11 protein-coding genes and 1 tRNA gene are annotated in these 12,656 nt (G+C 66.4%); 4 read left to right on the forward strand and 8 right to left on the reverse strand.

Annotation, left to right across the window (positions count from 1 at the left end):
- Nucleotides 1–614: 614 nt before the first annotated feature.
- Together ABGB08_RS11395 and ABGB08_RS11400 are read right to left on the reverse strand one after the other, a co-directional pair.
- Nucleotides 615–703 (reverse strand) — tRNA-Ser (locus ABGB08_RS11395).
- A gap of 110 nt (nt 704–813) precedes the next feature.
- A complete protein-coding gene (locus ABGB08_RS11400) occupies nt 814–3,378 on the reverse strand; it encodes an AAA family ATPase (RefSeq protein ID WP_347589201.1) in 2,565 nt (854 codons plus the stop codon).
- Nucleotides 3,379–3,493: 115 nt separating this feature from the next.
- Here ABGB08_RS11400 and ABGB08_RS11405 point away from each other — a divergent pair, with 115 nt between their 5' ends.
- Together ABGB08_RS11405 and ABGB08_RS11410 are read left to right on the forward strand one after the other, a co-directional pair.
- Nucleotides 3,494–4,441 carry an NAD(P)H-quinone oxidoreductase gene (locus ABGB08_RS11405; protein ID WP_347589203.1) on the forward strand — a complete coding sequence of 316 codons (948 nt, stop codon included), beginning with the start codon at nt 3,494–3,496 and terminating at the stop codon, nt 4,439–4,441.
- A gap of 5 nt (nt 4,442–4,446) precedes the next feature.
- Nucleotides 4,447–4,971, forward strand: coding sequence for a bacterial proteasome activator family protein (locus ABGB08_RS11410; RefSeq protein WP_347589205.1), 525 nt, complete (start codon nt 4,447–4,449; stop codon nt 4,969–4,971).
- Between the two features lie 38 nt (nt 4,972–5,009).
- Here ABGB08_RS11410 and ABGB08_RS11415 read toward each other — a convergent pair whose 3' ends face one another.
- Nucleotides 5,010–5,840, reverse strand: a complete 831-nt coding sequence (locus ABGB08_RS11415) for a Cof-type HAD-IIB family hydrolase (RefSeq protein WP_347589206.1) — start codon at nt 5,838–5,840, stop codon at nt 5,010–5,012.
- A gap of 241 nt (nt 5,841–6,081) precedes the next feature.
- On the opposite strand from ABGB08_RS11415, the gene ABGB08_RS11420 reads away from it, so the two are divergent.
- A complete protein-coding gene (locus tag ABGB08_RS11420) occupies nt 6,082–6,285 on the forward strand; it encodes a cold-shock protein (RefSeq protein ID WP_155350042.1) in 204 nt (67 codons plus the stop codon).
- Nucleotides 6,286–6,449: 164 nt separating this feature from the next.
- Here ABGB08_RS11420 and serS read toward each other — a convergent pair whose 3' ends face one another.
- A complete protein-coding gene (serS, locus tag ABGB08_RS11425; protein ID WP_347589207.1) occupies nt 6,450–7,712 on the reverse strand; it encodes a serine--tRNA ligase in 1,263 nt (420 codons plus the stop codon).
- A gap of 627 nt (nt 7,713–8,339) precedes the next feature.
- Here serS and ABGB08_RS11430 point away from each other — a divergent pair.
- Nucleotides 8,340–8,801 (forward strand): hypothetical protein, encoded by a 462-nt coding sequence (locus ABGB08_RS11430; RefSeq protein ID WP_347589208.1) that lies wholly within the window; start codon nt 8,340–8,342, stop codon nt 8,799–8,801.
- 208 nt (nt 8,802–9,009) lie between these two features.
- Here the strand turns inward: ABGB08_RS11430 and pheA are convergent, their stop codons facing one another.
- From pheA to ABGB08_RS11450, 4 genes are all read right to left on the reverse strand, one after another.
- On the reverse strand, nt 9,010–9,930 hold the full coding sequence (gene pheA / locus ABGB08_RS11435; RefSeq protein WP_155353258.1) for a prephenate dehydratase: 921 nt from the start codon (nt 9,928–9,930) through the stop codon (nt 9,010–9,012).
- A gap of 42 nt (nt 9,931–9,972) precedes the next feature.
- Nucleotides 9,973–10,527 carry a hypothetical protein gene (locus ABGB08_RS11440; RefSeq protein WP_347589570.1) on the reverse strand — a complete coding sequence of 185 codons (555 nt, stop codon included), beginning with the start codon at nt 10,525–10,527 and terminating at the stop codon, nt 9,973–9,975.
- Between the two features lie 19 nt (nt 10,528–10,546).
- Nucleotides 10,547–10,993 carry a DUF4446 family protein gene (locus tag ABGB08_RS11445; protein WP_347589209.1) on the reverse strand — a complete coding sequence of 149 codons (447 nt, stop codon included), beginning with the start codon at nt 10,991–10,993 and terminating at the stop codon, nt 10,547–10,549.
- 378 nt (nt 10,994–11,371) lie between these two features.
- Nucleotides 11,372–12,631, reverse strand: coding sequence for a glycosyltransferase 87 family protein (locus tag ABGB08_RS11450; RefSeq protein WP_347589210.1), 1,260 nt, complete (start codon nt 12,629–12,631; stop codon nt 11,372–11,374).
- Between the last annotated feature and the right edge of the window lie 25 nt (nt 12,632–12,656).

The raw sequence follows: 12,656 nt of genomic DNA on the forward strand, positions 1-12,656 counted from the left end.
CGTGGCGGCCACCCATGCCCACCGCCGTCCCCTGACACCCGTCGCCGTCCCGGGTCCGCCTCGCACGGCACCCGGCGATAGCGCATGCCCGCCGCCATCACTCACCGTGAGCTACGTGGTTGTTTACAATCACGGTAACGCGCACACTGAGCTGTACCGACCTACAGCAGTTTTCACATGTCAGAGAAATCGGACTGAATTCTTGCTGGCCAGTCCTACCGCTTTACCCCGCGCCGTTGTCAGCCTGTCCCAACTCCATGTCGCCGAACGCGTCGGCTACACCAGCAACGCCCAGTAGAGCCTTCCAAACAAACCTGAGCTCAGGATCCTGTGCTATGCCAGCCTGCCGGCACCAGACGTCCGATGGACCTGGGCGAAGCCCTGGGCCTCCGATCGCCCCTAACCTGAGCGGGACACCAGCCACCGCAAGGCGATCGTAGGGCGATGAGGCTACGGCCTCTGAGCAGCCCAAATAAGCCCAAGATCATTGCGCATATACTGCGCGACCACTGACATGAGCCCGCTCACGCCGACTCACGGCTGCACATCAAGAAAATGATCAACAGGGCCAGGAACGGTATCAGCCCTGCTCAGACCACGTTTCCCAAGCTAGGCGGAGAGCGTGGGATTCGAACCCACGAGGAACGTCACCGCCCCTAGCGGTTTTCAAGACCGCCGCCATCGTCCACTAGGCGAGCTCTCCTGGTTGTGTGTCTGGAGTGCACTTTAGTGGGTTGGTGGGTGGGGGCGCGACTGAGTAGACGATCTCTCCCGCTTCGGAGGGGTTCGGGGGGAAGCGGGAGAGGGGGGCGGCTAGAGCTGGTCGGGGATTTCGGAGTAGCGGCGTTCGGTGAAGGCCTGGGGGCCGGCGAAGCCGTCGCCGACGGAGGCGGCTAGTTTGAGGAAGGCTTGTTGGGTGGGTTCTTGCATGCGGTCGAGGTCGATTTCGGCGCCTTCTTCTAGGTGCGGGTCGTACGGCACGCGGATGACGGCGCGGCAGCGGGCCGCGAAGTGGGCTTCGAGGCGGTTGAGGTCGACTGTGGATTTGGAGCGGGGGCGGACGCTGCACAGGACGACTGAGGCTGCTTTGACCAGGTCCGCGTAGTGGTGGGCTTCGAGCCAGTCGAGGGTGGCTGAGGCGGCTCGGGCGCCGTCTACGGAGGGGGAGCTGACCAGGACGAGTTGGTCGGCCAAGCCGAGGACGCCGGACATGGCGGAGTGGAGGAGACCGGTGCCGCAGTCGGTTATGCAGATGGAGTAGAAGTTTTCCAGGACCTGCGAGACCGCCTGGTAGTCGGCGGCGGAGAACGCTTCGGAGACCGAGGGGTCGCGGTCGGAGCCGAGGATTTCCAGGCGGGACTGGGTCTGGGAGGTGAAGGCGCGGATGTCGACGTAGCGGCGGATCTGAGCGCGTTCGTTGAGAAGGTCGCGGATGGTGGCGGAAGTCTCTAGTTCGACCTTGTCGGAGAGCGTTCCACGATCGGGGTTGGCGTCCACGGCTATGACCCGGTCGCCGCGTACGTGGGCGAGGGTGGCGCCCAGGCCGACGGTGGTGGTGGTCTTGCCGACGCCGCCCTTGAGGCTGAGTACGGCTACCCGGTGGTGGCCGGCGGCGACGGGGGTGCGGGCGCGGGCGATCAGATCGCGGCGGCGGCGTACTTCGGAGGATTCGCCGGGTTTGATGATGCCTGCGGAGGCCTTGTAGATCAGGCGGCGCCAGCCGTTTTCGGGGGCGTTTCTGCGGCCTTTGAGAAGGCTGAGGGGGTCGAGGCTGTCCGCGGAGGGTTTGCCGCCCGAGCGGGAGGACGAGGTTCGGGACGGGGAGCCGAACGCGGCGGCCGGTGCCGGGGTGGCCTGGCGGCGACGAGCCTGGTACGGCTCGCGGTCCTTGTCGGCGGGGTCACGGTCACGATCGAACGCCGAGCGGTCCGCGAGGTCCTCGCGGAGGGAACCGCCGAAGCGGTTCTCGTCTCTTGCCGGAAGGCCGAAGGGACCGCTGTCGTTGCGGGAGTCACGTAAGTCGCGAAATTCCTGTATTTCGCCGGTGTCGCGGCCGTCGCGCAGATCTCCTGATTCGCGATGGTCGCGGCCCTCGCGGAGATCACGCGGATCGGGGAAGTTGCCAGTGTTGCCCGAATCGCGAAGGTCGCGCGGGTCAGGGAAGTTGCCGGTGCTGCTCGAGTCGCGAGAGCCGCGGGTGTCCTCTCGGCCACCGAAGGCGTCATCCCGGGTGCCAAAGCGATCACTGAGGGTGCTGGACGAGCCACCTTTGGACCCGAACGGGCCGCCCTTGGCGCCGAATGAGTCGTCCTTCGCGCCGAAAGCGTCCTCTTGTGTGCTGAACGATCCGTCCTTTGCCCCGAAAGCGGTCTCCGCGGCGCCGAAGGAGTTCTCTCTGGACCCGAATGGAGTGTCCCTGACGCCGAAGGGGTTGTCCTTTGCGCCGAAAGGATCGTCTTTGGTGTCGAATGAGCTGTCCTGCCCGTCCTTCGACCCGAACGCGCCGCTCCTCCCGAACGAGCTCTCCTTGGAGGCAGCCGGACCCTCGGCACCGTCCTGTCCGAAGGAGCCATCCTGACCGAACTTGCCGTCCTTCGTGCCGAATGAACTGTCCTGCCGGAACGAACCGGAAGATGAGCCGTCCTGACCGGTTGAACTGTCCTTCCGGAACGGACCATCCTCCGCTCCGAACGGGTTGTCCTTCGCGAAGGGGCGCTCCGTTCCTCCGAAGCCGCCCTCCTGCGTCCCAAATGAACTGTCCTGGCCGGAGACGCCGTCCCGCGTGCCGTACCCGCCGAAGCGCTCGGTGGTGTGCTCGTCCCGCCCAGCGGCCCCTAAGCGCTCGATCGGGATCGGTCCAGTGAAACGTTCGGCCTCGCCGGGGTCGGAGTCGGCGACCGGGCGTGCCGGTTCCAGCCAGCCGCGGACCGGCTCGTCGGCGGCGTCCTGATCGCCCGCGTGCGAGACCCGGGCGTCCGAACCGCCGAATGCCCCGACGTTGTACGAATCCGTATCAACCGGCGACTCGCCGAACGCGCCTCGACCACCAACGAAGAGGCCTGGCTCTGCGGGTGGGTTGGTTGGGGCGTCGTCGTCCGAAGCGGGAGGAGCGTCGGTGCCGTACCCGGAATCGACCGAAGAGCGGAACAGCTGGCCGGAGGACGGTTCGGACGGAACCGACAGCCATGGGTCTTTGGGGTAGGGCGAAGCCTCCTCCGGGGGCGCCGGCGGGGGGCCTACGGGGGCAGAGGACGCCAAAGAGGACGCGGTGACAGCGCTTACCGCGATGTCCACCTCGTCCGGCATTTCCTTGATCGCGTCTAGCCAGGCCAACTGGTCTTCGAGAGAATGGGGATCCTCACGATCGTGTCTTGCCACCGTGTTTCCCCCTCGGGATGGGCTAAAGGGGCAGCAACCACATTGAAGGTTAGCGCCCCGTAACACAACGAACGTGACCAACCGTCGAGTTCGCCTCTCCGTTACTTTAGGTGACATGCGAGCCATCATGATTTCGGCCCCCGGCGGGCCGGACGTACTCACCTGGCAGGAAGTCCCCGATCCGGTGCCCGGGCCGGGTGAAGTGGTCGTTGACGTGGCCGCTTCCGCGGTGAACCGGGCGGACCTGCTGCAGCGGCAGGGCTTCTACCCGCCGCCGGAGGGCGCCTCCGAAATCCCCGGACTGGAATGTTCCGGCGTCATCTCTGAAATCGGGTCCGGTGTGGACGGACTGCGCGTCGGCGATGAGGTGACTGCTCTGCTGGCGGGCGGTGGGTACGCGGAGCGCGTCGCCGTACCGTGGCAGCAGGTGATGCCCGCGCCGACGGCGCTCGTCGACGCGGCTTCGCTGCCCGAAGTCGCCTGCACGGTCTGGGCCAACGTTTTCATGAGCGCGCGGCTGCGCAAGGGCGAGACGCTGCTGATCCACGGCGGCGCGAGCGGCATCGGCACGATGGCCATCCAGCTCGCGAAGGCGTTCGGCTCGCGGGTGATCGTCACCGCGGGGTCGGCGGAGAAGGTCGCGCGCTGTCTGGAGCTCGGAGCGGATGAAGGAATCAACTACCGAGAGGGGGACTTTTCTACCAGGCGAGCCGACGTGATCCTCGACATCATCGGTGCGAAATACCTCAAACAGAACGTGGATGCACTCAACACTGGCGGGCGGCTTGTGGTGATCGGGTTGCAGGGCGGCGCGGTCGGGGAGCTCGATCTCGGCAAGCTACTCGGCAAGCGGGGGTCGGTCATGGCGGCGGGGTTGCGGAGCCGTCCGGCGGACGAGAAGGGGGTGATCTGCCGGGGTGTGGCGGAGAATGTCTGGCCGCTGGTGAGCGCGGGCGCGATCAAGCCGGTGATCCACGCCCGGATCCCGATGGAGCACGCGGCGGAGGCGCATCGGCTGCTCGAACGCGGGGACCACGTCGGGAAGATCCTGCTAGTAAGTTGAGAGCTATGAACGCTGAGGAAAGCACCCCGCACGTGGTGGTCGTGGGTCCTGAGGGACTTTCGCTCGGTGGGGACAAGGGGGAACCCGAAGAGCGCTCCATCGCCGACCTGGTCGAACAGCCGGCGAAGGTGATGCGTATTGGCAGCATGATCCGCCAGCTGCTGGAAGAGGTTCGCGCGGCGCCGCTGGACGTGCCGAGCCGCAAACGGCTCAAAGAGATCCATTCCAGCTCCATCAAGGAGCTGGAGGACGGTCTCGCGCCAGAGCTCGTGGACGAACTGGAGCGGCTCTCGCTGCCGTTCACCGATGACGAGAAGGGCGAGCCGCCGAGCGAGGCCGAGCTACGGGTCGCGCATGCCCAGCTGGTCGGCTGGCTGGAAGGCCTGTTCCACGGCATCCAGACCACCCTGTTCGCGCAGCAAATGGCCGCTCGCGCTCAACTTGAACAAATGCGGCGTGCCCTGCCCGGTGGCCTCAACCAGGGCCAACCCGACGATCACGGGCATCGCGCATCCGGCCCGTACCTCTAAATCCGCCCAGATCGGCCGCAGTCGCGGCCGTATCTGGTTTAGTTTCGGTACAGGAGTTCCAGCACCTGGGCCACTCCGTCGTCGTTGTTCGTGCTGGTCACGTGGTCCACGGCCGCCAGGACGTCGGGATGGGCGTTGGCGACGGCATAGGAGATTCCGGCCCAGGTCAGCATCGGCAGGTCGTTGGGCATGTCCCCGAATGCCACCACCTCTTCGGCTTTGATCTGGTTGCGTACGGCGAGCCCGGCCAATGCGGAGGCCTTTGTGATGCCGTGGGCACTCATCTCCATCAACGCGCGCCCGCTCGAATGGGTCGCAGTTACCAAATCCCCCACAAGCGCATGAACACGCCGATAAAGCTCGTCGGGTCCCATCGATGGATGGAGTGCGAGCAATTTCGCGCAGGGGCGGGAGATCAGCGTGGGCGCGCGTACGCTCGTGACGCCGATGCGGTCCGCGTCCCAGCTGCCCAATCGAAAGGCTGATTCGTGCGCGAATCCGCCCTCGTACTCCACGGCGAACGTTAATTCGGGTATCTCGAATCGCAGCCGCCGTACCGTTTCGGCGAGGGTCGGCTGGTCGATCAGGTGGGACTCGACGATGGTCTCGGTGTGCAGGTCGTAGACGAGTGCGCCGTTCGCGCAGATGGCCAGGCCACGGTGGTGGAGCACGTCGGCGACGGTGTGCATCCAGCGGGGCGGGCGGCCGGTGACGAAGACGAGGGTGGAACCGGCTTGTTCGACGGCGGCGAAGGCGGCGGCGGTGCGCGGGGAGATGGTTCCGTCGGAGCGCAGGGCGGTGCCGTCCAGGTCTGTCGCGATCAGACGAGGAAGCTGGGATGGGCGGTGATGGAGATGCGGGCTAGCCATAACACGTTCCAGTTTGCACTGTGATGCGTCCGCGCCGTACAAGGGGATGTCAGGAGAAGAATTCTCCCCCGGACATGGAACACCCCGGGTCCGCCATAGTGTTAGATGGCATGGCGTTGTATTAGCTGTTCCCGCAAGCGCGAAACCAGTTCGACTGATATGAGCCACCCGGGGAGCTGTGCGACACACCGGGGTGCGCGAGGTGTGTACCCCAAGATTCACTTCCTTAGGGAGAGCGTTAATGGCTCAGGGAACCGTCAAGTGGTTCAACGCGGAAAAGGGCTTCGGCTTCATCGCCCCGGACGGCGGCGCGCCGGACGTGTTCGTCCACTTCTCCGCGATCTCGGGTAACGGCTACCGGAACCTGGAAGACGGCCAGCGCGTGGAGTTCGAGGTCACCGAGGGCCCCAAGGGCCCGCAGGCGTCGCAGGTACGCGCCCTCTAGAAGCCGATATTTCGTGCATTCCGGGGTTTTATCGGACGCGACCGGGTGACGCTCGGTCGCCACGACCAGGCCGCGGGGTCGCGAAATAGCGATCTAGACCACTGACACACCGAAGGCGGGCCCCCACAAGGAGCCCGCCTTCGGCGTCTAGATCGGGTACGGCCCTACTTGAGCGGTTCCAGCACATCCAGCCCCACATACGGCCGTAGCGCCTTGGGCACGACGACCGAACCGTCCGCCTGCTGGTGGTTCTCCAGGATCGCCACGATCCAGCGTGTGGTCGCCAGCGTGCCGTTCAGCGTCGCCACATGCTGCGGACGGCCGTCATCGTCGCGAAAGCGCACTTTCAGGCGGCGTGCCTGGAACTGCGTGCAGTTGGACGTCGACGTGAGCTCCCGGTACCGCCCCTGGGTCGGAATCCACGCCTCGCAGTCGAACTTCCTGGCCGCCGACATCCCCAGATCACCGGCCGCGGTGTCGATCACCCGGTACGGGAGTTCGACCTTGTCCAGCATCTCCTTCTCCCACGCCAGCAGCCGCCGATGTTCCTCGGACGCCTCCTCGGGACGGCAGAAGGAGAACATCTCCACCTTGTCGAACTGGTGGACGCGGATGATGCCACGGGTGTCCTTGCCGTACGACCCGGCCTCGCGGCGGAAGCAGGACGACCAGCCCGCATAGCGCGACGGAAGGGAGGTCTGGTCCAGGATCTCGTCCGCGTGGTAGGCGGCGAGCGGGACCTCGGAAGTGCCGACCAGGTAGAGATCGTCCTCGGGCAGCCGGTAGATCTCGCTGTCGTGGGCGATCGTGAATCCGGTGCCCTGCATCGACTCCGGCTTGACCAGCACCGGCGTGATCATCGGCGTGAAGCCCACCTCGATGGCCTGCTGCATCGCCATGTTGAGCAGCCCGAGCTGCAGCCGAGCGCCGGCCCCGCGCAGGAAGAAGAAGCGCGATCCAGAGACCTTGGCGCCGCGCTCCATGTCGATGGCGCCCAGCATCTCGCCGAGCTCCAGGTGGTCGCGCGGGGTGAAATCGAACACGCGTGGCGTGCCGACCTCCTCCAGGACCACATAGTCGTCCTCGCCGCCGTGCGGGGCGCCGTCCTCGACGAGGTTGGGCACCTGCATGACCAGTTCGTCGAGCTCGCCACCGAGCTGCTCGGAGGCCACCTCGGCGGCCTTCACCTGCGCCGCCAGCTCCTTGGCCCGATCGAGCAGCGCCTGCCGCTCATCCCCCGACGCCTTGGACACCGACTTGCCGATGCTCTTCTGCTCTGCGCGCAGGGATTCGAACGAGGTCAGCGCGGCACGTCGGCGCTCGTCGAGCGAGAGCAGCGCGTCCACGATCGAGTCATCCTCGCCACGGGCACGCTGCGACGCTCGGAGCCGGTCCGGATCATCACGGAGGGTTCGCAGGTCAATCACAATCAAAGGCTACCGAGATACGACTACCGCTCGCGCGCCATATAGACACCGCAGGCGATCTCCAAACCCGGTCCATGCTGCTCACCGTTATCCGGCGCCGTCTGCCTCGGTTCTCGCCGCGGCTGCGCCAGACCAGCAGCCTTGGTCGTCGCAGCGGCGAACCTTGGGTGGCTATCCGAGTCTGCGGCGCCGTCGGATGGCGGCGACCGGTTCGGCGTCTACGGGGTTGATGAGGTCGGCGTTGGCTTCGAAGGCGTGGAGGAGGAGGTCGACCATGCGGAAGGTGTGGGAGTCGGGCCAGTGAGGGGCGCCAGGCGGGGTCGCAGATCATGGAGTGGTGGCTGGCTTCAATGGAGCGGTGGAAGACGTCGGCCACGATACGGGCGCCGACGCCGTCGAGGAGGCCGTCGTTGAGTTCTGATTCGCGGAAGATGTAGAACCACAGCGGGGTGGCGGAGAGCAGGTTGTCGCGTTCTGTGCTGATGCGCGTGCCGGGGGTGAGCACGACTCAGGTACGCCCCTGGCACGCCCGCATACGCCAGCTGGCCCACCACCCGGTTGTGGAGCCGGATGAACGCCAGATGCAGTTGCCCGACGGCGAGGTTCTCGTCGTTGCGGTGGTCGGGGATGAGCGCGCTGCCCGTCCGGCGCGAAAGGGCGGCGCGGGAGGTCGAAACCGTCACGGCCGTCGAAGCCGGGGACGGGCGCGGTCCTGCCCATCGGGAGGCATACGCCGTCGGGCTCGGAGAAGCGCGGGCCGCGGCCGTACAGGGAGTCGAGGTCGAGGGCCGGGGAGCGGCCCTGGATGAGCTCGGGGAGGGTGATGTCATCGCCGAGGGCGGTCGCGGTGCGGTCCATGGTGAGGTCGTGGTCGACGAACTGGCCGAGGTAGGTGAAACCCGCGCCAATCCGGCCATCCTGCTGTACGGCCTCCGGCGCGGTCATCGCTCTGGCCAGTTTGGCGCACAACGCGGGATCGACGACGGACCCCACCAGGCGAGCCGGGAGAAATGGAAGCGGCGGACCTCCTCGGTGGTGGAGGGCCGCCGCAGGGCGGACTTCTCGTGGATGCCTTCGCCGACGATGTAGAAATCCCGCTTGTGCCTGTGCATCGAAGTCATTCCCCGAATCCGCGCCGATGACCACAGCGACGAATCAGGCAATAGCCCCAAAGACCCGAGAAATCCAAGGAAATCCGGGTAATCGAATACCCACCATCTTTGCCTTACAAGGCGACGATAAGGATGTTCAACGGCATGCCAGGTGAACGCGTGTTCACCGTAATTACAAAACTAATCTAGACTTGTCCGGCGCGCATTCGCGTCAGCCAGTCGGCGGCCTCGGCGAATTCGGCGTCGCCGGTGCCGGTCCTGATCTGTGTGGGGACTTGGTCGGCCCGAGGGTAGCTGCCCAGGAAGCGCAGATCCCCGCAAATCCGATGCAATCCGGAAAGGGCCTCTCCGACTCGTGCGTCCGCGACATGTCCTTCACAGTCGAAATGGAAGAAATAACGGCCGATACCATCACCGGTCGGGCGGGATTCGATCCGGCTCAGGTTGACTCCGCGCACCGCGAACTCGCTCAACATTTCCAACAGCGCTCCGGCGTGGTCATCCTTCAGAAAAGCGACCATCGACGTGCGATCCGCACCGGTCGGCTCAGGCAGTGGCCCACACGGAGAGACCTGCACGAAACGGGTGACCGTATCCGTACGGTCCCCCACCCCCGAGGCGACCTCGGAGAGCCCGTAAAGCTCACCGGCGATGGCCGGGCTGATCGCCGCGTCGTACGGAGATTCGGGGTTGGACACCTCCTGCGCGGCGGCGGCGGTCGACGAGGCGTGGATGACCACCGCTCCCGGCAGCTCGCGCTCGATGAAGTTGCGGCACTGGGTGTGCGCGGCCGGATGGGTGACCAGGCGCTTGATCTGCCGCATCTCCGTGCCCGGCCGGACCAGCAGGGAGAACTCGACCGGCAGAAGCAATTCGGCGATGATCAGCAGCGGTTCGCCCCACGCGAACTCGTCGAGGGTCTGCGTGATGGCGCCCTCCAGCGAGTTCTCCAGCGGCACGACCGCGCCATCGGCCTCCCCCCGGCGGACGGCGTCAAGTGCGGCGCCGACGTTGGCGCACGGCAGGCGCTCGGCGTCGGGCGCCAGGATTCGCAGGGCGGCCTCACAGAAGGTGCCCTCTGGGCCCAGGTACGCGAGCTTCGACATACGACCAGGTTAGCGACTCACGCGAGTGGTGTATGTGAATACTTACCGAGTCCCGCGAAAAGCCTCACCCGTGTCGTGAGCCACCACCGATGCCGATGCCTGACACCCCGCCGCTCCCGCCTCGGCGGACGGTGCCGGAAGGCCGGTCGGTCCGCACGAACCGCATCGCGGCCGTGGTCTGGGGGCCAGCAGCGAATGGCCGCCCGCTACCGCGCGCACCGCACCGCACCGCACCGCACCGCACCGCACCGCACCGCACCGCACCGCACCGACCAGGACCCAACCGTGGATCTGCTTGAGCACGTAACCGGAAACGCCGGCCATGACCCCGTCGAACAGCGGCGACGTCATACGAACCGCGCGCTCCGGCGGACAGGGCCGGGGCCGGGCCACCCAGTTCGGCGTCCAGGTCCCGGCGGCGTCGTGGCCGGCCGCTGTGGCGGCGAGGTGGGCGCGGAGGGTGGCCAGCGCTGGGTGGGGGTTGTCGCGATGCCACAGGAGCGAGTGCGGGTAGACGGGCGTCGGGTCGGTCACCGGGATGCGGCGCAGGCCGTGGCCAGCGGGCCAGACCAGGCGGGTCTGCGCGCCCATGAGCATCCGCAGAGCGTTCGGCGCGTCAGCGACTTCCTGGGCGTAACCAGGACCCTCCGGACGCGAGGCTGGCTTCAATCTCTGGGCCTAAGCCCAGGCGGGCCGCCCGCACGGCCTGTTCCTCTTCGGGGGACAGTTGTTGCTGGCCTTTGCCGCCGCGAACCGGCCGGACATAGGTCCGCGTCTCGGTCCGCCCGTTGATCGAGGTCAGCACGATGCCGTCGCCCAGGCTGTTGATCAGCGCGACCGAAAACGACAGCCGCCCGGTCATCTCCTCCAGAGCGTCATAGCGGTAGACCGCGACATCGCGGATGGCCTTGGTGTCGACGACCCCCTCGACCGCCGACCGCCGGGCCAGCACGTCGAGGCACTCCTCGACCGCACCGCGCGCGTTCCGCAACGCCAGCAGGCCGATCGCCACCCCGGTGACCCCGGCGACGACCCCGACAACGACCAGAACGGTAACCAGCACGCCACTGAGCGTAACGGCACGGTCAAGCCTTCGCCAACTTTCCCGCCTTCCGGTACGCAAGCACCCAGACGAGCGGACATGGTCAGGCCTTCACCGACTTCCCGGGATTCCACTGCGCGAGCACCCAGACGAGCGGGCATGGTCAGTCCTTCGCCGACTTCCCGGATTCCACTGCGCGACGCCCTGACGAGCGGACATGGTCAGGCCTTCACCGACTTCCCGGGATTCCACTGTGCGAGCACCCAGACGAGCGGGCATGGTCAGTCCTTCGCCGACTTCCCGGATTCCGATGCGCGACGCTCTGACGAGCAGGCATGGTCAGGCCCTCGCGGACTTACCCGGACTCCGCTGCGCGAGCAGCCAGACGAGCGGGGACAGTCAAACCTCCGCCGACTTTCCCGATTTCCGCTCCGCGAGCACCCAGACGAGCGCAATCGCCCCCAGACCGAACGCGTTCTGGACGATCTTCCCCAGCGTAGGGCTGAGCACCGGGATCTCCCAGAGCTTGATGTAGGCCCCCCACCAGGGGATCGGGAGTACGTAGTACGCCCATACCCCCGCCGCCAAGAGTGGTCTGCGGATAGCGAGCGCGGCGATGACGACGATGATCCAGGCGAGGTGGTGGATCCAGGCGACCGGGGAGAGCAGCACCGCCATCAGTCCGGTCAGCGCGACCGCTGTCAGGGTGTCGCCGTCGCGGTGGGCGCGGTAGGCGGCGCGGAAGCCGTACCAGCCGATGAGGGCGACGGCGGCGAGCCAGAGGATGGTGGTGAGGGTGTCTGGCCAGTACAGGCGTAGGAGCATGCCGCGGATGGACTGGTTTGTGGTGGCGGTGTTGGCGCCGAGGCGTTCGGAGTCGAGCAGGGCGGAAAACCAGAAGTCGGTGGCGTCCGACGGGATCACGATGAATGGCAGCAAAGTAAGGATGGCCGTGGTGCCTGCCGCCGTGAAGAAGGGCTTGCGCTGCGTGGGGTCGCGCCAGGCGGTGATAGCGAGATAAATCAGGAAAACGCCGGGGGTGAGTTTCACGGCTGTGGCGATGCCGATCAGCATGCCCCGAGGCCACCACGGCCGCCGGACCACGCAGTCGAGCAGGCAGAGCGCCACCAGGAAAAGATCTACCTGGCCGAACCTGATCTGATCCCGGATCGGCATCAGATACAGGCAGGCGACAGTGACGACCCCGAACATGATCGGCACGAAAACGGCGGACATCCAAGGTGATAGAGGCGAGCCACCCCCCGATCGCACCGGAATGCCTGGTACGCGACCGAGCGAGTCCCGAAAGGCGTACCAGACGGTGACCCCGAGCGTGAGGATGATCGCGACAATCCACACCCACTGCACGGTCTCCCAGGAGATCAGCGCCAGCGGCACGGCCAGCATCGCCGCGACCGGCGGATACGTGAACGGCAACAACTGCGGCGCAGGCGTGATCACGTCATAGACCGGAAGCCCCTGCAGCAGCGCCCAGCCCCCGGTCCGATACACATCAAGATCGACCAAACGTTGATCTTCCGGATTGCCCAGCCAGTACGCCACCAGCGGCCACGCGGCGACCACAATGATCAGCAGCGACAACGCCCAACCCCACCAGGGCCGCCGCACGCTCAGCGTTACCGGTTCGCCAGTGCTCACGACCAGGCAGGCTACCGTGGACGCT

This window comes from Acrocarpospora sp. B8E8 (assembly GCF_039871605.1).
Lineage (GTDB): Bacteria > Actinomycetota > Actinomycetes > Streptosporangiales > Streptosporangiaceae > Acrocarpospora > Acrocarpospora macrocephala.